An 18,348-nucleotide genomic window follows, 5' to 3' on the forward strand; every position below is an offset into this window, starting at 1 on the left:
GCAGAGATTTTTTTAATAGTAAATTTTTATAGAAAGACATAAATTGACTACGCTTCTCTCAAAATCGACTAATATATTTTCATGAAACTTTCGATCATATTAATTATTGAATGTGATGTTTGCAATTTAGTAAATAAGCTACTAAATTATTACATAAACTGATAATGTGTAAAAATTAAATATTTTTTAAACATAGATTAAAAATTTATATTGAAACTCTTAACTAAATTTAATATAATTATTTTATAATAAAATAAAGGAGTTTTTATATGAAAAGAAACTTTCCAAAATTAATAGCTTTAAGTTTAATATTTTCTTTAAGTGTTACCCCTATTGCAAACGCTGAGAGCAATTCAAATATCAAAGCAAAAGATAAGAAGCATGTGCAAGTTAATGTCGAGGACAAGAGTGTTCCTACTGACGTACGTAATTTAGCGCAAAAAGACTATCTTTCTTATGTTACTTCACTTGATAAAATCTATAATAAAGAGAAAGCCTCGTATACACTTGGTGAACCTTTTAAAATTTATAAATTCAACAAAAAGAGTGATGGTAATTATTATTTTCCAGTTTTGAACACTGAAGGTAATATCGATTATATAGTTACAATTTCACCAAAAATCACTAAGTATTCTAGTTCATCTTCTAAATACACAATCAATGTTTCTCCATTTTTATCTAAAGTCTTAAATCAATATAAAGATCAACAAATTACTATTTTGACAAACTCAAAAGGTTACTATGTGGTTACTCAAAATCATAAAGCTAAACTAGTACTAAAAACACCACGTCTAGAAGATAAAAAGTTAAAAAAGACTGAGAGTATACCTACTGGCAATAATGTAACGCAACTAAAGCAAAAAGCTTCTGTCACTATGCCAACTAGTCAATTTAAAAGTAATAATTATACTTACAACGAGCAATATGTAAATAAACTTGAGAATTTCAAGATAAGAGAAACTCAAGGTAACAATGGTTGGTGTGCAGGCTATACAATGTCTGCATTACTAAATGCGACTTATAATACTAACAAATATCATGCAGAAGCTGTGATGAGATTTTTACACCCAAACTTACAAGGACAACGATTCCAATTTACTGGTTTAACGCCAAGAGAGATGATTTATTTTGGACAAACTCAGGGAAGAAGCCCACAACTTCTTAATAGAATGACTACATATAATGAAGTTGACAATCTTACTAAAAATAATAAAGGAATTGCTGTTTTAGGTAGTAGAGTAGAATCAAGAAATGGTATGCACGCAGGGCATGCCATGGCAGTTGTTGGGAACGCTAAATTAGATAATGGACAAGAGGTTATAATTATATGGAATCCATGGGATAATGGTTTTATGACTCAAGATGCTAAAAACAATGTTATTCCAGTATCCAATGGCGACCATTATCGATGGTATTCATCTATTTATGGTTATTAAAATTTGTATTTTAGAAAGGTAAATAATATTATGGAACAAATTGAATTATTTAGTATTGATAAATTCAAATGTAATTCAGAGGCTAAGTATTATCTTAATATTATTGAGGGAGAATGGCATCCTCAAGATTTAAATGATAGTCCTTTAAAATTTATTCTCAGTACCTCAGACGATTCTGATTACATTTGCAAATATATAAATACAGAACACAAACAACTCACATTATATAATAAAAATAATAGCTCAATTGTTATTGAAATATTTATACCAAATGATAATAAAATACTACTAACAATTATGAACACAGAAGCTTTGGGAACTTCTCCTAGAATGACTTTCATTAAGCAAAAGTCATAAGACTATCTAGATATGATTAAGTAAACTATTAATCTTATTAAAGGTCTCTAGGAAGAAAAAATTTCATGCGATGAGATTGTTTTAGAAAAAGCGACGATATATATAATCTAACAATAATTTTTAAAATATTAAGAACCCCCAGCATATGCTTTATATAGCTTGCTGGGGATTTCTCATACAATATGGATCGAGCATCTTGCATGTATAAACAAATAGGCTATTCAAAGTAAAATTACTCAAACTTTGAATAGCCTTTCCTCTTCAAATAGTCTTTATTTAAATTGGATTATGTTATTGGATTTTCTTACCTACAAAAATGATTTCTTGATGTGATACTTCAACCGTGCCATCTTTTTGCTCTTGAAACACGGGTTTTTCAATACGTTTTACCGGCATATACCCTTGCATTTTCATTCGTGACAAACAATCAGCAATTGTTTCGTTCTCATTTACTTTGAATTTCATGTTCTACTACACTTTCCAGTTCTTCTGGTTCATAATCTTTAAGCTTTCTACGACGAATGCCTTTAGTCCAGAATCCACCATGTATGTTTCGAGGTTCATACGCAATGATAAATGCTTTCGGATCTAAATTTTTTATCGTATCCATCAATTTACGTTCATATTTTCTTGGTGTTAAAATTTGCATCACCATACGACTACCATCTCTACCAAACGCAGCATAGTGCGTAACGCCATATCCTAAATTTCGAAGTTCATTCGGTAAATCTAACTCATATTCTGCTGAAGTTACATTTACAACTGTATAACCTAATGCCAGTTTTTCTTCTATTTTCATACCAACAATGATACCTATTGAAAAACCAAATGCGTAGGCAATAATATTTTGAATATGGTCTAAATTAGACATAACCAAACCTAAACCAACGATATAAACTAATACTTCTAAAAAACTAACTGATGCAGCAATATAACGATAACCTTTCAACGTTAAAATTGTTCGCATCGTTAAAAACGTTACATAACAAACGTTAATGATAAATATAGTTAGTACCATTAACCATGGATTTTCTGTTACGAATGACATAAGGCGCCCCACTCTCTTTCAATTACACTTTAAATACCAAACTGCTTCAAACTAACCTTAATGAATGCATATTAATATAATATAGTACGAAAACTCTCATAAATAAATAGCGAATTTGTCATAAATAAAAATTTATTCTCAAATGAACATACTTACTTTAGTTCATACACTTTCAATTTATACACTGAAGTAGTCTAGCTGAATGTGGTTTAATGTTATTAATTCTAACTCATATTTAATTTATGTCACACGTTAGAAGAAAAAATTAAATTAGGATTTTGGCCACGTGTATCTTGTATATGCAAGTTCACGTTTGTGTGCATTTCGTATATAATGATTTTCAATTACTTTTTGTTCTTCTGGCGTAACTGGCTTACCTTCTAAATAATTATCAATCGCCTCATAAGTTACACCTAATGCATCTTCATCTGGAAGCTGTGGTTTATCATCTTCTAAATCAGCAGTTGGCGTTTTTTCATATAATTCCTTTGGCGCACCAAGATACGCTAATAATTGACGACCTTGTCGTTTATTCAAACCAAATATAGGTGCGATATCTGCAGCACCATCACCGTACTTCGTATAAAAACCAGTTATATTTTCAGCTGAATGATCTGTTCCTACTACAATACCTTGTCGGTTTGAAGCAATTGAAAATTGTACTTTCATACGTTCACGCGCTTTTTCATTTCCTTTTTGGAAATCTGTAAGAACAATACCGGCTTCTTTTAATGATTGCACACTTTGATCAACTGCAGGCTTAATATTGACTGTTACTATTTCATCTGGTTCAATGAATCGCAAAGCTTGGTCAACTTCATCAGCATCTTTTTGAACTCCATAAGGTAATTTAACTGCAATAAACGTACAATCAATGCCTTCTTCACGTAATTCGTTAACAGACATTTGTACTAATTTTCCAACTAATGTAGAATCTTGTCCTCCTGAAATACCTAACACTAAAGATTTTATAAATGAATGTGATTGTACATAATTTTTTATAAATTGCTTTAATTCCATAATTTCTTCAGCACTATCGATACGCTTTTTCACTTTCATTTTTTGTACAATAACGTCTTGTAATTTACTCATTATCTTCTTCCATCTCCTTAACGTGTTCCGCAACTTCAAAAATACGTTTATGTTTATTATCCCAACATGCCTTGCTTAAATCGACTGGATATTCTTGTGGATTAAGGAAACGCTTATTTTCATCCCAAATAGATTGTAATCCTTGTGCTAAATATTCACGTGATTCATCTTCTGTTGGCATTTGATATACTAATTTACCATTTTCATAAATATTATGATGCAAATCAATGGCTTCGAAAGATTTTATAAATTTCATTTTATAAGTATGCACTGGATGGAATAATTTTAAAGGTTGTTCATCGTATGGATTTTCATTTTCCAAAGTAATATAATCGCCTTCTGCTTTACCTGTTTTCTTGTTTATAATGCGATATACATTTTTCTTACCTGGCGTCGTAACCTTTTCAGCGTTATTTGATAATTTAATACGATCACTATATGAACCATCTTCATTTTCAATAGCTACAAGTTTATATACTGCACCTAATGCTGGTTGATCGTATCCTGTAATCAGCTTTGTACCAACGCCCCAAGAATCTACTTTTGCACCTTGTGCTTTCAAACTCGTAATCGTTTCTTCATCCAAATCATTAGACGCGATAATTTTAGTTTCAGTAAATCCTGCTTCATCAAGCATACGTCTTGCCTCTTTAGATAAATAAGCGATATCTCCAGAATCTAATCGAATACCTACAAAGTTAATTTTGTCACCTAATTCTTTTGCAACTTTTATTGCATTTGGCACGCCAGATTTTAAAGTATGGAATGTATCTACTAGGAACACACAATTTTTATGTCTTTCAGCATATTTTTTGAAGGCAACATATTCGTCTCCATAAGTTTGGACAAATGCATGTGCATGTGTACCAGACACAGGTATACCAAATAATTTCCCTGCCCTAACATTACTTGTAGAATCAAAGCCCCCGATGTAAGCAGCTCTAGCGCCCCACAATGCTGCATCAATTTCTTGCGCACGACGTGTACCAAACTCCATTAATTTATCATTTGATGCAATTTGACGAATTCTGCTAGCCTTTGTTGTAATTAGTGTATGGAAATTTACAATGTTTAATAAAATTGTTTCTATTAATTGCGCTTGAATCAATGGTGCTTCTACGCGTAACAATGGTTCGTTACCAAAGCATAACTCGCCTTCTTGCATCGAACGGATGCTTCCTGTGAATTTTAAATCTTTTAAATATGATAAGAAATCATCCTTGTAGCCAATAGACTTTAAATATTCCAAATCAGATTCTGAAAATCCAAAATGTTCTATAAAATCAATGACGCGTTTTAAACCATTAAAAACAGCATAGCCACTATTAAATGGCATTTTTCTAAAATACAAATCAAATACAGCCATTTTTTCATGAATATTATCATTCCAATAACTTTCAGCCATATTTATTTGATATAAGTCATTATGTAACATTAAACTGTCGTCTTCTAATTGGTACACTTGTATCTCTCCAATCGACCTAAATATTTTCTTACATTTTATCATAATTCATTTTTTTATATACATAAGAGCCCCTTAATTTCCATACTTTTAATTAAAATCAACCAACAATTTAATGACATATACATAATTTTTAAGAGTATTTTAATAATGTAGACTATAATATAAAGCGAGGTGTTGTTAATGTTATTTAAAGAGGCTCAAGCTTTCATAGAAAACATGTATAAAGAGTGTCATTATGAAACGCAAATTATCAATAAACGTTTACATGACATTGAACTAGAAATAAAAGAAACTGGGACATATACACATACAGAAGAAGAACTTATTTATGGTGCTAAAATGGCTTGGCGTAATTCAAATCGTTGCATTGGTCGTTTATTTTGGGATTCGTTAAATGTCATTGATGCAAGAGATGTTACTGACGAAGCATCGTTCTTATCATCAATTACTTATCATATTACACAGGCTACAAATGAAGGTAAATTAAAGCCGTATATTACTATATATGCTCCAAAGGATGGACCTAAAATTTTCAACAATCAATTAATTCGCTATGCTGGCTATGACAATTGTGGTGATCCTGCTGAAAAAGAAGTTACACGCTTAGCAAATCACTTAGGTTGGAAAGGAAAAGGTACTAATTTTGACGTGTTACCACTGATTTACCAATTACCTAATGAGTCAGTTAAATTTTACGAATATCCTACTTCATTAATTAAAGAAGTACCTATTGAACATAATCATTATCCAAAATTAAGAAAATTGAACTTAAAATGGTATGCAGTCCCTATCATTTCCAATATGGACTTAAAAATCGGTGGCATTGTATATCCAACTGCACCCTTTAACGGTTGGTATATGGTAACTGAAATTGGCGTACGTAACTTTATTGATGATTACCGTTACAATTTACTAGAAAAAATTGCAGATGCGTTTGAATTTGATACACTTAAAAATAATTCATTTAATAAAGATCGAGCACTTGTTGAATTGAACTATGCTGTGTATCATTCCTTTAAAAAAGAAGGCGTATCAATTGTCGATCATTTGACCGCTGCAAAGCAATTCGAACTATTCGAACGTAACGAAGCACAACAAGGTCGTCAAGTTACCGGAAAATGGTCTTGGCTAGCACCGCCATTATCTCCAACATTGACGTCAAATTATCATCACGGATATGACAATACAGTAAAAGATCCAAACTTTTTCTATAAAAAGAAAGAATCAAATGCTAACCAGTGCCCTTTCCATCATTAAGTTAGTAGAGGTGTAGCATATGCAATTATATTATTTAGGCCCTAAAGGTACATTTTCATATTTGGCTTGTCGTCAGTATTTTTCTGAAAATGAAGCAACTTTTCAACCAAAGTCAAATTTATTTGAAGTCATCAAGGCAGTTGCAGATGATGACACATCGATTGGTGTTGTCCCTATTGAAAATTCTATAGAAGGAACAATCAACATTGTGGCAGATGCACTTGCACAGCAAGATGTCTTTGCACACGGTGAAATACGTTTAGATATTAACTTTGCATTATATGGTAATGGAACAGATTCCATTTCTGATATTAAAAAAGTGTATTCTATTGCACCAGCAATCAGTCAAACAACAAATTACATACATCAACATCAATTTGACTATGATTATGTCGACAGTACAATTCAAAGTTTGACTAAAATTGAAAATGGCGTTGCAGCAATTGCACCTTTAGGTAGTGGCGAAGCTTATGGTTTTACACCTATTGATACACATATTGAAGACTATCCACATAACGTGACACGTTTTTTAGTTATAAAAAATCAGCAGCAATTTGATCAAAATGCGACATCATTGATGTTTTTAATTACACCAATGCATGATAAACCTGGGCTGTTAGCAAGTGTGCTTAATACATTTGCTTTGTTTAATATTAATTTATCCTGGATTGAGTCTCGTCCTTTAAAAACACAATTAGGTATGTATCGATTTTTCGTTCAGGCTGATTCTGCAATTACAACCGATATAAAGAAAGTCATTGCTATTTTAGAAACCTTAGATTTCAAAGTAGAAATGATTGGTGCTTTTAATTAAACTTTATTTTCTAGGTTCTACAATTTAAATAAAATAAAGAGTCAACCAAGGATTAAAATAGGAATCCATCCTTGGTTGACTTTCTTTTGTTTGTATTGTTTTTACACGATGCTGCGGTATACGTTTCGTTACCACTCGTTCAAGCAATTGCTAATGTAACCTTTTATTTTTCGTTCTAATCTGCAATTACTATTTCAATGGCAGTGGTTGATTTATATCAATACCTAAAACTATAGGCATTACATAATACACGACTAAAATAATAATTATTGCACTGATTAAGTTTACCCAGAATCCTACTGATGCCATTTGTTTGATAGATATTTTACCTGAACCAAAGATAATTGCATTCGGTGGTGTCCCTACTGGTAACATGTATGCACAGTTAGCCGCCATAGCTGCAGGTGCCATAAGTAGTAATGGATGCACTCCAACAGCAACAGACAACGTTGCTAAAATCGGTAAAATCATCGTTGCAGTTGCAGTATTAGATGTCACTTCAGTTAAAAATAAGACAAAGATTGTTATGACAATTACAATAAGAATCGGACTAACACCATTTAATGATTTCAACTGTTCGCCTAACCATTTTGCTAAACCACTTTCAGAAATACCTTTCGCTAATGCTAAACCGCCACCAAATAAAATTAATACACCCCAAGGGAGCTCTTTTGCAACTTCCCAGTCAATGATACGGCGATGTTTTTCAGTATTTTTAGCTGGAATAACAAATAATAATATTGATATAAAAATAGCAATCGTACCATCTGCAACGGATGACGTAACTTCCCATTTTTTCAGAAGAAACTCTCTTGTAATCCATAATAAGCTGGCAAGTACAAAGATAGTTTGTACTACCTTTTCTTCATACTTCATTTTGCCAAGCTCGTCTAACTTTTGTTTAATTAACGTCTGACCACCAGGTAAATATTTCAAATCATGTCTAAACGCAACATATCTTAAATAGAGCCAAGTAATACCTAACAAAACAATGACCGTTGGAATCCCTACAATCATCCATTTAGCAAAACTAATTTCATGTCCAAAATGTTGCATATATTGTCCTTTTAAAATAATTAATGGCGGGGTTCCGATTAATGTACCCAAGCCACCAATCGTACCTGCATAGCCAATTGCTAAAACTAGAGATTTTTCAAACTTTTGAATACTTGTTTGATTCGTATTGGCTTCTTGTAAATCATGTGCTTCCTTAATAATTGCTAAACCAATCGGAATCATAATCATTACAGCTGCAGTGTTCGATACAAACATAGATAAGAATCCTGTTGCCACCATGAATCCAAGTAATATTTTTGAAGTGCTTGCACCAATCAAATTAATAATTGTCAACGCTACCCTCGTATGTAAATTCCATCTTTCCATTGCAATTGCCAAAATAAATCCACCTAAAAACAAAAAGATAATATCATTGCCATATTCGGATGATACTTGTTCTGGTGTAAGTATATGACCTAATGGTAATAACACAATTGGTAATAAGCTCGTTGCTGCAATAGGAATTGCTTCAGTAATCCACCAAGTCGCAATCCATAAAGTAATCGCTAAAACATAGACGCCTTTCCAAGGTAAGTCTTGTGGATGAAAGAATAATAATGTTAATAGGAAAAGTAATGGACCTAATATTAGTCCAATAAGTTGTCCCGCACTAAACGGTTTCTTTTTCTTTGATTTTGAAAAGAATGTTAAATACCTTTTCGATATCATTGATTGATGTTGATTGAAATAAGCCATAAATTTCCCCCTCATGATGATTATGACAAGCTACTTCAACTCACTATATTAGAGTATAGAAAGTTGTCTATCTTGTATTATCATTACCGTCAAAATACCCCTTTTATCAGATAATTGGGTTTATTATAGCATATTTATACCGTTTTATGAATGCGCTTTCAAAAATTATCTGCTATTCTTAATCCTAATGTCATGCGAAACTTTTTACTTTTTTATTTCATCTACATTGATTGTAGTAACTTGAATACCCGCTTCAACAGGACTTAAAAACACTGTATCAATATCTTCTAAATGAATTGATTGAGTCGAATTATTGAATGAATTCCCAACGATTAATACATCTTTATGTTTAACATTATTATAATTACGTACATGTATCGCATCTTTAGACATTGATCCTTTAAATTCATTTCCAATTATATTCATATTTATGCCTGCTTGGGAACCTAAGTCTTTTCCTGTCATCACATCTGCTGCATTTTTACCATCTCTAACTCCTAAATATCTAATACCACCCTCACAGTTAATAAACTTATTATTAATAATGAAAGCATCTTTATACTTCAAGGGAGTTAATGCATAACCTTGTATATCTTCAAATATATTATTTCTAATATGAATATTCTCATAGTAACGATTATGTCTACTTGCATGTGAGCCAATAGCACGATTCCAACTTCCCATTTCGGGCAATTCTGAAGGTCCAAAATAACAATCTTCGATAACGACATTTTTCGTTATCGTACCATCTGTCGTTCCGAATTTTGGAAAAGCACCAGGTACTTGAATGTCTAATTGTATTGCTTCAGAATAAAAGCGTTCGCCACTATAGTCTATAAATCCTTCAAATGAACAGCTTTTAATATAGAGTCCATTAATCCCGCAAGCATCAATTGCATGACCACTCACTACATTCTTAATAGTCACACCTATTAATTGAATATCTTCAGCATGCCCAATGCACATAGCTGTATTGTTATAAGGATACGATACGCCATTCATATCAAACTTGCCGCCTTTAATATGAATATGACTGTGTCCATTATAACCACGATAAAAACCAAAGCGATGACCATTTTTTAATAAAGGACCAGAATGACATCGGCGTAAAATAGTTTCATTATCCAACAAAAGTGTTGTATTGCCATATATCGTTAATGGTTTGCAAATATCATACGTCCCTTTCGGTATATAAACTGTCGTTGGTTTACATCTTCCACGATTTAACGCATGTTGTATTGCTCGAGTATCTTTAGTTTTGTTTATGCCTGTTAACCCATAATCTTTCATATTGATATACATAAATCGTCATCCTTTGTCTATTTTCTAATTACTCATATATTAACCAATTATTCAAATTATAATCGTGTTAGGTTGATTTAACAGATAGTCATAAATCTCGTGATGCCATCTATTAGCATTTTTATATTCAAAACATCAACACTTGATATTAGTTCTAAGTTTGTCACATTTAGTATTCTATTACAGCTATTTTAAAACTATCGCAAAAACTTCTTATATTATTTGTTGATTGCGTGATTTGCTCTTCCAAAAAAGTTGATTAATCTATATACTTAATCTATATTTATATATTAACCATTAGGGTTAAAAATTACTCTAGCATTTATGAATAGATGGGAGTTTATTTTATTATTATATAGGAGAGATGTTGAATGACACATCGCGCACTATTAGTTGTTGACTATTCATATGACTTTATCGCAGACGACGGCTTACTAACATGCGGTAAACCTGGACAAAATATTGAAGATTTTATTGTTTCTCGTATCAATGACTTTAATTATTATCAAGACCATATATTCTTTTTAATGGATTTACATTATTTACATGACATTCATCATCCTGAAAGTAAATTATTCCCACCACACAATATCGTAGATACAAGTGGTAGAGAATTATACGGTAAAGTAGGTAAATTATACGAAACAATTAAAGCGCAACCTAATGTACATTTCATTGATAAAACGCGCTATGATTCGTTCTTTGGTACCCCGCTTGATAGTTTATTGAGAGAAAGAAGTATTAATCAAGTCGAAATCGTTGGTGTATGTACCGATATTTGCGTGTTACATACAGCAATTTCTGCATACAACTTAGGTTATAAAATTTCAGTACCTGCTGAGGGAGTGGCTTCATTTAATCAAAAAGGGCATGAATGGGCACTTGCACATTTCAAAAACTCATTAGGTGCAGAGGTAGAACAACACGTTTAAATCGTGCTAAAATAATTATAAAGAATACAATTTACAAGGGAGATATTTGACAATGGCTAAAACATATATTTTCGGACATAAGAATCCAGACACTGATGCAATTTCATCTGCGATTATTATGGCAGAATTTGAACAACTTAGAGGTAATTCAGGAGCCAAAGCATACCGTTTAGGTGATATGAGTGCAGAAACTCAATTCGCGTTAGATACATTTAATGTACCTGCTCCGGAATTATTAACGGATGATTTAGATGGTCAAGATGTTATCTTAGTTGATCATAACGAATTCCAACAAAGTTCTGATACGATTGCCTCTGCTACAATTAAGCATGTAATTGATCATCACAGAATTGCAAATTTCGAAACTGCTGGTCCTTTATGTTATCGTGCTGAACCAGTTGGTTGTACAGCTACAATTTTATACAAAATGTTTAGAGAACGTGGCTTTGAAATTAAACCTGAAATTGCCGGTTTAATGTTATCAGCAATTATCTCAGATAGCTTACTTTTCAAATCACCAACATGTACACAACAAGATGTTAAAGCAGCTGAAGAATTAAAAGATATTGCTAAAGTTGATATTCAAAAGTACGGCTTAGATATGTTAAAAGCAGGTGCTTCAACAACTGATAAATCAGTTGAATTCTTATTAAACATGGATGCTAAATCATTTACTATGGGTGACTATGTGACTCGTATTGCACAAGTTAATGCTGTTGACCTTGACGAAGTGTTAAATCGTAAAGAAGATTTAGAAAAAGAAATGTTAGCTGTAAGTGCACAAGAAAAATATGACTTATTTGTACTTGTTGTTACTGACATCATTAATAGTGATTCTAAAATTTTAGTTGTAGGTGCTGAAAAAGATAAAGTCGGCGAAGCATTCAATGTTCAATTAGAAGATGACATGGCCTTCTTATCTGGTGTTGTTTCTCGAAAAAAACAAATCGTACCTCAAATCACTGAAGCATTAACAAAATAATACTATATTACTGTCTAATCATAGACATGTTGTATTTAACTAACAGTTCATTAAAGTAGAATTTATTTCACTTTCAATGAACTGTTTTTTATTTACGTTTGACTAATTTACAACCCCTTTTCAATAGTAGTTTTTATTCCCTTAGCTACCCTAACCCACAGATTAGTGATTTCTATACAATTCCCCTTTTGTCTTTACATTTTCTTAAAATATTTGCGATGTTGAGTATAAATTTTTGTTTTCTTCCTACCTTTTTCGTTATGATTAAAGTTATAAATATTATTATGTACACGATTCATCGCTCTATTTTCAACTTTCAACATATATAATTCGAAAGACCATTTAAAATTAACGGCCACAACATTCAAATCAATTAATCGCTTTTTCCAAAATAATCATATAAGGAGGTTCTTTTCATTATGAATATCATTGAGCAAAAATTTTATGACAGTAAAGCTTTTTTCAATACACAACAAACTAAAGATATTAGTTTTAGAAAAGAGCAGTTAAAGAAGTTAAGCAAAGCTATTAAATCATACGAGAGCGATATTTTAGAAGCACTATATACAGATTTAGGAAAAAATAAAGTCGAAGCTTATGCTACTGAAATTGGCATAACTTTGAAAAGTATCAAAATTGCCCGTAAGGAACTTAAAAACTGGACTAAAACAAAAAATGTAGACACACCTTTATATTTATTTCCAACAAAAAGCTATATCAAAAAAGAACCTTATGGAACAGTTTTGATCATTGCACCATTTAACTATCCTTTTCAACTAGTGTTCGAACCTTTAATCGGTGCTATTGCAGCAGGTAATACAGCAATTATTAAACCATCTGAGTTGACACCAAATGTTGCACGAGTGATTAAACGATTAATCAATGAAACATTTGATGCAAATTACATTGAAGTTATTGAGGGAGGAATTGAAGAAACGCAAACGTTAATTCACTTACCTTTTGACTATGTCTTCTTTACAGGAAGTGAAAATGTAGGCAAAATCGTTTATCAAGCTGCCAGCGAAAATTTAGTTCCTGTGACATTAGAAATGGGCGGTAAATCTCCAGTCATCGTTGATGAAACAGCGAATATTAAAGTTGCTAGTGAGCGCATTTGTTTTGGGAAATTCACTAATGCCGGCCAAACATGTGTTGCACCAGATTACATTTTAGTACACGAATCTGTAAAAGATGATTTAATCACAGCCCTATCAAAAACGTTGCGTGAATTTTATGGTCAAAATATACAACAAAGTCCAGATTATGGCCGCATTGTAAACCTTAAACATTATCATCGTCTGACTTCATTACTTAACAGTGAACAAATGAATATTGTATTTGGTGGTCATAGTGATGAGGATGAACGTTATATAGAACCAACATTGTTAGATCACGTTACAAGTGATTCAGCAATTATGCAAGAAGAAATTTTTGGTCCTATCTTACCGATTTTAACGTATCAGTCATTGGATGAAGCAATAGCCTTTATTCACCAAAGACCAAAACCTTTGAGTTTATATTTATTTAGCGAAGATGAAAATGCTACACAACGTGTAATAAACGAGCTATCATTTGGCGGCGGCGCTATTAATGATACATTGATGCACCTAGCGAATCCTAAATTACCATTTGGTGGTGTTGGCGCCTCAGGTATGGGACGCTATCATGGTAAATATTCATTCGACACTTTTACACATGAAAAAAGCTACATTTTCAAATCTACACGATTAGAATCAGGTGTCCATTTACCACCATATAAAGGTAAATTTAAATACATCAAAGCTTTCTTTAAAAATTAATTTTTGAGACAAAAATAAACCATGCTTCCATAATTTGATGTTCTTGAACACAATAAATTTCAAGGTATACATAAATTTTTTGGAAACATGGTTTTCTTTTTATCATGATTAATTAAAGATTAAAATATGACACATACACCTTCAGATGCTACACGAGTGTTATCACATAGCGTAATTTTACCTGTTTCTTTATTTCTTTCGAAAACAGTTACAACTGAATCTCCTTGCTCATGAGCACAAACTAAAAGGTCATCTGATGAGGCAATATTAAAATCTCTTGGGAATTGACCACCACTTTCAGTAATTGTTACTAGTTCTAAGTGTTGACCATTATCAAGAACTTTAAAAATTGCAATGCTATCATGCCCTCTATTAGATACATATAAGAATTGTTGATCATGAGATAAACGCACTGCTGCAAGTTTAGTATCTCCATCAAAGTTTTCAGGAATTGTTAAATGACGCTCGAGCTCTTCAAATTTACCGTCATTATATTCTGCAACACTCACAGTATTTGATAATTCGTGTACGACATAAGCAAATTTTCCATTATCATGAAATTCAATATGTCTTGTCCCATCACTATCTTTAAATAAAGATTCTTTATAAAATTCAAACCCGTTGTCATCAAATTTATAAGTAACGATACGATCAGCACCTAAATCTGTTACTGCAACGTACTTACCATCTGGAGTTTGATTAATATAATGTGCGTGTGGATGATCTTGTCTTTCATGTGTACCTGTTGGAAAATCATGTGCAAGTTCTTGAATTAGACGTATAATTTCACCTGTGTGCGTATTTAATTCATACATACGTATGATGCCAGCACCATATACCGCTTCAAATAAATATCGTTTATCTTCTGAAATCGATACATAACAACCTGTACCAGCTTTTGAAGACAAACATTTATTTAATAAATGCAATTCACCATTGTCATCAATTTTCAAACTTGCAACACCGCATTGTTCTCCTTCTTTGTTGATTCCATATAAAACTTCATTATTACGCACCAAATATGTAGACGCTTCTAATTCAAATCCTGTTTCTAATAAATCAATACGTGACTGATTTTCGTTTAATTCAAAACGATAAATCCCTTTACCATTCTTTTTAGTGTAAGAACCAATATATCCATTTGTCATTACTTTTACCCCTCCATGTTAGTCTTATTTTCATTTTATTAAATTTTAGCTAGAATTAACAATCATTTATCATTTCCTTAAAGCTAAAACTATTTAACTACTTTAAAAGAACTATTTGCTGTGATATGTCATTATTCGATTTTAATTAATCCCTCTTTTTTACTTACACGAGCATTAATTATTAACGCGTTTATGCTTCCACAAAATTTTTGTTGCAAAATAGAACACATGTTCGTATAATGTAATTATCAGATTGGGGTGAATTAAGGATGACAAGTTATGAAGAAGAAACTGATTATCGTAACGTTCCAAGAGAATTACTAGATAACAATATACCTATGGGAAGAGGCATGATTAAATGGGCTCCTTTTGCAACATTACCCGAACAATTCGAAACGATTCAACAATACATTATCGACCAAAACAAAATTACACGTCCTGTATTATCAGATGATCAATTGGCTGAGCTAAACATTCGGCTACACGAGGCGCTACAATATGCCCAACCTGTAGAAGTTAAATTTTATAATAATGGCTTTGTAGATTCAGTACGCTTAACCATTTATCGTATTGATGCTATTAATTATGAAATTGATGGTTATGTTTACAATCAGCAACAACGTCAAAAAATTTCTATCTTTGATATCTTAGATATTGTCTTGTTACCTTAATGCTTTGAACATAATTAAACAGATTGAGTATATGCATATAAGATGATTTTTAACATCATTTTTGGATGATAGGATGTTGCGCCACGATGATGTCTGAATTCATCGAATTCGCTATCAGGTATTGTTTCAACAATTTCATTAACATATCGTGAAATATCATTTTGAGGGATTCTAACAGAAGTTTCTATTGGTAGTGTAGTTGGGTCATGTTATAATTTTTATACATAAGGCACCTCGTTAATTTAGTTTAGTGGTATTTATTAAATTATAAGAAGGGACCCAACACAGAAAATTCATTTTATTGAATTTTACATTTATGTGCAAGTTGGGCAAAGTGTCTTATTTTTTAAAAGTATTTCAAAGTAAAATTACATGTTAATACGTAGTATTAATGGCGAGACTCCTGAGGGAGCAGTGCCAGTCGAAGACCAAGGCTGAGACGGCACCCTAGGAAAGCGAAGCCATTCAATACGAAGTATTGTATAAATAGAGAACAGCAGTAAGATATTTTCTAATTGAAAATTATCTTACTGCTGTTTTTTAGGGATTTATGTCCCAGCCTCTAAATGTTATTAGTTATTTTTACTTTCAATATCAGAAATAATTTCTTTAGTTTTTCTTTCAATATCTTCAAAATCTTTTTTAAAGATATAAGCAAATGCTACTACACCAACACCAGCAACTAATGTTGTAATAGCAACTAAGCTAAATACGAATTTAAACACACATTTAATAAAATTCCACATCTCAATTTCACCTCTGTTAAATTAAATACCTATCTACATTTCATTATACTATCATATATAGAATAATCATTAAATAAATACCCACTTTTACGAAATATATTCATCAAATTATATAGCGAGCAAGCTAATGATTATTTTCAAAAATGCCGAGGAACCTCTGTTTCAACGTGACATGACCTTATATGCTAATGTTAACAATGACTATTATCGTGAATGCTAACTTAAGATTGATATTTATGATAAGATGATTTTAAGTTTTTAACTCAATATCCCCACCATCTATAAAAATATGTTTTAACTGATTGATAAGTCTTATACACCGAGAAATCACCTCAAACAATTTTATATTTCATTTAGTAAAATATAACTTTATTTAACATGACATTCAATATACATACGATTACTATTTATTTACAATATATTACAACTAAAAAGAAAGGGGCCGATGATATGCAACAAGTGACATCAGATATTATGACTTTTAGAGGTTCACATTTCGAGTTAGGTGTTAAAACTGGTAAATGGCTTCAACAAACACCTCTTCTAAAAAATCGAGAAAAAGAATGGAAAAAACGTGTCCCACGTTTCGATATAGATGTAAATGAAACTTATCAAATATTCCAAACATACGCACCTCAAATATGGGAAGAATTAATGGGACTACAAAGTATACTCAAAATGCCAACACGCCAAATTATTTTAAACTTTGGACATTATCGTTTTACCGATTTAAAAGAAAGTGGTTGCACGGTCTTTCAAGGCAAAGACTTCATGGTTAGAAATTATGATTACCACCCTGCAACTTATGATGGTCGCTACTTACTTTATCAACCTACAGATAGCGGTTTAGCTCAAATTGGTCCTGTATCAAGGGTAACTGGAAGAATGGATGGTATGAATGAGTCAGGATTAACTATGGGCTATAACTTTATGCACCGGAAGAAACCAGCAAATGGTTTTGTATGTTATATGATTGGTCGTCTAATTCTTGAAAATTGCCGAAATGTAACAGAAGCAATCCAATTATTGAAAGAAATACCACACAGAAGCTCATTTAGCTACATACTGATGGACAAATCATTGAACCATGCAATTGTTGAAGTGACGCCGAGATCAATAGATGTTCGTTATGATAATATATGTACAAATCATTTTGAAATATTAACACATGAAAATCGCAATTATACAAAAGAATCTAAAGAAAGACTGGCGCGTACCATTTCACAAACTAATGATAATTTAGATATGACTACAGCATTTAAGTTATTCAATAATCCTCAGTATGAAATTTACAGTAAACTATTCAAAAGCTGGTCTGGCACCATCCATACATCAATGTATCACCCTGAAACATTAACTGCATATTTTACATTGGGAGAAAATGCGCCACCAGAAATAATAGATTTCAAATCAAGGTTAGATGGTCAAGACCTTAATATCACTCACTTTACTGGCAATATAGATACCGACTTAACTTTTGCCAACAAATAAATAACACCGATATTAGAGAAATTATGCTTCCTAATATCGGTGCTTACATCCTTTAT

General features: G+C 31.9%; 19 protein-coding genes and 1 pseudogene. 10 read left to right on the forward strand and 10 right to left on the reverse strand.

Annotation, left to right across the window (positions count from 1 at the left end; translation table 11 throughout):
- Nucleotides 1–269 precede the first annotated feature (269 nt).
- Nucleotides 270–1,436, forward strand: coding sequence for a cysteine protease staphopain A (gene scpA / locus JQN76_RS13545; protein WP_000827750.1), 1,167 nt, complete (start codon nt 270–272; stop codon nt 1,434–1,436).
- 30 nt (nt 1,437–1,466) lie between these two features.
- Complete coding sequence (locus tag JQN76_RS13550) at nt 1,467–1,793, forward strand: staphostatin A (protein ID WP_000434934.1); 327 nt, start codon at nt 1,467–1,469, stop codon at nt 1,791–1,793.
- Nucleotides 1,794–2,084: 291 nt separating this feature from the next.
- On the opposite strand, the gene JQN76_RS13555 is transcribed toward JQN76_RS13550, so the two are convergent.
- The 4 genes from JQN76_RS13555 to JQN76_RS13570 all read right to left on the reverse strand — a co-directional run bounded on the left by JQN76_RS13555 (nt 2,085) and on the right by JQN76_RS13570 (nt 5,395).
- Nucleotides 2,085–2,258, reverse strand: coding sequence for an NETI motif-containing protein (locus tag JQN76_RS13555; RefSeq protein WP_000669861.1), 174 nt, complete (start codon nt 2,256–2,258; stop codon nt 2,085–2,087).
- Nucleotides 2,239–2,841, reverse strand: coding sequence for a DUF2179 domain-containing protein (locus tag JQN76_RS13560; protein WP_000011542.1), 603 nt, complete (start codon nt 2,839–2,841; stop codon nt 2,239–2,241). Before JQN76_RS13560 ends, JQN76_RS13555 begins: the two co-directional genes overlap by 20 nt.
- 270 nt (nt 2,842–3,111) lie before the next feature.
- Nucleotides 3,112–3,933, reverse strand: a complete 822-nt coding sequence (nadE, locus tag JQN76_RS13565) for an NAD(+) synthase (RefSeq protein WP_001836816.1) — start codon at nt 3,931–3,933, stop codon at nt 3,112–3,114.
- Nucleotides 3,926–5,395 carry a nicotinate phosphoribosyltransferase gene (locus JQN76_RS13570; protein ID WP_000284433.1) on the reverse strand — a complete coding sequence of 490 codons (1,470 nt, stop codon included), beginning with the start codon at nt 5,393–5,395 and terminating at the stop codon, nt 3,926–3,928. Before JQN76_RS13570 ends, nadE begins: the two co-directional genes overlap by 8 nt.
- A 183-nt stretch (nt 5,396–5,578) precedes the next feature.
- Between JQN76_RS13570 and JQN76_RS13575 the strand changes: the two genes are divergently transcribed.
- The 3 genes from JQN76_RS13575 (at nt 5,579) to JQN76_RS13585 (ending at nt 7,648) form a co-directional block, all read left to right on the forward strand.
- Nucleotides 5,579–6,655 (forward strand): nitric oxide synthase oxygenase, encoded by a 1,077-nt coding sequence (locus tag JQN76_RS13575; protein WP_001836814.1) that lies wholly within the window; start codon nt 5,579–5,581, stop codon nt 6,653–6,655.
- Between the two features lie 19 nt (nt 6,656–6,674).
- Nucleotides 6,675–7,469 (forward strand): prephenate dehydratase, encoded by a 795-nt coding sequence (locus tag JQN76_RS13580; RefSeq protein WP_001177828.1) that lies wholly within the window; start codon nt 6,675–6,677, stop codon nt 7,467–7,469.
- 71 nt (nt 7,470–7,540) lie between these two features.
- Nucleotides 7,541–7,648 (forward strand): hypothetical protein, encoded by a 108-nt coding sequence (locus JQN76_RS13585; RefSeq protein WP_001802312.1) that lies wholly within the window; start codon nt 7,541–7,543, stop codon nt 7,646–7,648.
- A 10-nt stretch (nt 7,649–7,658) separates the two neighbouring features.
- Here JQN76_RS13585 and JQN76_RS13590 read toward each other — a convergent pair whose 3' ends face one another.
- Together JQN76_RS13590 and JQN76_RS13595 are read right to left on the reverse strand one after the other, a co-directional pair.
- Nucleotides 7,659–9,221: an SLC13 family permease gene (locus JQN76_RS13590; RefSeq protein WP_000323164.1), complete on the reverse strand. Its 1,563-nt coding sequence runs from the start codon at nt 9,219–9,221 to the stop codon at nt 7,659–7,661.
- A gap of 204 nt (nt 9,222–9,425) precedes the next feature.
- Nucleotides 9,426–10,523 (reverse strand): glycosyl hydrolase family 28-related protein, encoded by a 1,098-nt coding sequence (locus tag JQN76_RS13595; RefSeq protein WP_000275706.1) that lies wholly within the window; start codon nt 10,521–10,523, stop codon nt 9,426–9,428.
- 371 nt (nt 10,524–10,894) lie between these two features.
- Here JQN76_RS13595 and JQN76_RS13600 point away from each other — a divergent pair, with 371 nt between their 5' ends.
- Both JQN76_RS13600 and JQN76_RS13605 read left to right on the forward strand, forming a co-directional pair.
- Nucleotides 10,895–11,455: a cysteine hydrolase family protein gene (locus JQN76_RS13600; protein WP_000149686.1), complete on the forward strand. Its 561-nt coding sequence runs from the start codon at nt 10,895–10,897 to the stop codon at nt 11,453–11,455.
- A 52-nt stretch (nt 11,456–11,507) separates the two neighbouring features.
- Nucleotides 11,508–12,437 carry a manganese-dependent inorganic pyrophosphatase gene (locus tag JQN76_RS13605; RefSeq protein WP_001836818.1) on the forward strand — a complete coding sequence of 310 codons (930 nt, stop codon included), beginning with the start codon at nt 11,508–11,510 and terminating at the stop codon, nt 12,435–12,437.
- A 194-nt stretch (nt 12,438–12,631) separates the two neighbouring features.
- On the opposite strand, the gene JQN76_RS13610 is transcribed toward JQN76_RS13605, so the two are convergent.
- On the reverse strand, nt 12,632–12,805 hold the full coding sequence (locus JQN76_RS13610; RefSeq protein ID WP_001790680.1) for a hypothetical protein: 174 nt from the start codon (nt 12,803–12,805) through the stop codon (nt 12,632–12,634).
- Between the two features lie 51 nt (nt 12,806–12,856).
- On the opposite strand from JQN76_RS13610, the gene JQN76_RS13615 reads away from it, so the two are divergent.
- Entirely contained in the window at nt 12,857–14,236 is a 1,380-nt protein-coding gene (locus JQN76_RS13615; RefSeq protein WP_001021216.1) for an aldehyde dehydrogenase, read from the forward strand.
- A gap of 119 nt (nt 14,237–14,355) precedes the next feature.
- Here the strand turns inward: JQN76_RS13615 and pglS are convergent, their stop codons facing one another.
- Nucleotides 14,356–15,384: a 6-phosphogluconolactonase gene (gene pglS, locus JQN76_RS13620; RefSeq protein ID WP_000181322.1), complete on the reverse strand. Its 1,029-nt coding sequence runs from the start codon at nt 15,382–15,384 to the stop codon at nt 14,356–14,358.
- 269 nt (nt 15,385–15,653) lie between these two features.
- Here pglS and JQN76_RS13625 point away from each other — a divergent pair, with 269 nt between their 5' ends.
- Entirely contained in the window at nt 15,654–16,055 is a 402-nt protein-coding gene (locus JQN76_RS13625; protein ID WP_000205106.1) for a YolD-like family protein, read from the forward strand.
- Nucleotides 16,056–16,072: 17 nt separating this feature from the next.
- Here the strand turns inward: JQN76_RS13625 and JQN76_RS13630 are convergent.
- Both JQN76_RS13630 and JQN76_RS13635 read right to left on the reverse strand, forming a co-directional pair.
- Nucleotides 16,073–16,281, reverse strand: a pseudogene (locus JQN76_RS13630) (transposase); the annotation flags it as partial.
- A 346-nt stretch (nt 16,282–16,627) separates the two neighbouring features.
- Nucleotides 16,628–16,801 carry a hypothetical protein gene (locus tag JQN76_RS13635; protein WP_000267034.1) on the reverse strand — a complete coding sequence of 58 codons (174 nt, stop codon included), beginning with the start codon at nt 16,799–16,801 and terminating at the stop codon, nt 16,628–16,630.
- Nucleotides 16,802–17,251: 450 nt separating this feature from the next.
- On the opposite strand from JQN76_RS13635, the gene JQN76_RS13640 reads away from it, so the two are divergent.
- Complete coding sequence (locus JQN76_RS13640; RefSeq protein WP_001836821.1) at nt 17,252–18,292, forward strand: C45 family autoproteolytic acyltransferase/hydrolase; 1,041 nt, start codon at nt 17,252–17,254, stop codon at nt 18,290–18,292.
- The last annotated feature ends 56 nt before the right edge of the window (nt 18,293–18,348 follow it).

It is taken from the genome of Staphylococcus sp. SM3655 (genome assembly GCF_016917315.1).
Lineage (GTDB): Bacteria > Bacillota > Bacilli > Staphylococcales > Staphylococcaceae > Staphylococcus > Staphylococcus aureus.

Excerpts from the sequence above, each read along its gene's own strand:
- scpA (WP_000827750.1), top strand. The coding sequence starts at position 270 with ATGAAAAGAAACTTTCCAAAATTAATAGCTTTAAGTTTAATATTTTCT.
- JQN76_RS13550 (WP_000434934.1), top strand. The coding sequence starts at position 1,467 with ATGGAACAAATTGAATTATTTAGTATTGATAAATTCAAATGTAATTCA.
- JQN76_RS13555 (WP_000669861.1), bottom strand. The coding sequence starts at position 2,258 with ATGAAATTCAAAGTAAATGAGAACGAAACAATTGCTGATTGTTTGTCA.
- JQN76_RS13560 (WP_000011542.1), bottom strand. The coding sequence starts at position 2,841 with ATGTCATTCGTAACAGAAAATCCATGGTTAATGGTACTAACTATATTT.
- nadE (WP_001836816.1), bottom strand. The coding sequence starts at position 3,933 with ATGAGTAAATTACAAGACGTTATTGTACAAAAAATGAAAGTGAAAAAG.
- JQN76_RS13575 (WP_001836814.1), top strand. The coding sequence starts at position 5,579 with ATGTTATTTAAAGAGGCTCAAGCTTTCATAGAAAACATGTATAAAGAG.
- JQN76_RS13580 (WP_001177828.1), top strand. The coding sequence starts at position 6,675 with ATGCAATTATATTATTTAGGCCCTAAAGGTACATTTTCATATTTGGCT.
- JQN76_RS13590 (WP_000323164.1), bottom strand. The coding sequence starts at position 9,221 with ATGGCTTATTTCAATCAACATCAATCAATGATATCGAAAAGGTATTTA.
- JQN76_RS13595 (WP_000275706.1), bottom strand. The coding sequence starts at position 10,523 with ATGTATATCAATATGAAAGATTATGGGTTAACAGGCATAAACAAAACT.
- JQN76_RS13600 (WP_000149686.1), top strand. The coding sequence starts at position 10,895 with ATGACACATCGCGCACTATTAGTTGTTGACTATTCATATGACTTTATC.
- JQN76_RS13605 (WP_001836818.1), top strand. The coding sequence starts at position 11,508 with ATGGCTAAAACATATATTTTCGGACATAAGAATCCAGACACTGATGCA.
- JQN76_RS13615 (WP_001021216.1), top strand. The coding sequence starts at position 12,857 with ATGAATATCATTGAGCAAAAATTTTATGACAGTAAAGCTTTTTTCAAT.
- pglS (WP_000181322.1), bottom strand. The coding sequence starts at position 15,384 with ATGACAAATGGATATATTGGTTCTTACACTAAAAAGAATGGTAAAGGG.
- JQN76_RS13625 (WP_000205106.1), top strand. The coding sequence starts at position 15,654 with ATGACAAGTTATGAAGAAGAAACTGATTATCGTAACGTTCCAAGAGAA.
- JQN76_RS13635 (WP_000267034.1), bottom strand. The coding sequence starts at position 16,801 with ATGTGGAATTTTATTAAATGTGTGTTTAAATTCGTATTTAGCTTAGTT.
- JQN76_RS13640 (WP_001836821.1), top strand. The coding sequence starts at position 17,252 with ATGCAACAAGTGACATCAGATATTATGACTTTTAGAGGTTCACATTTC.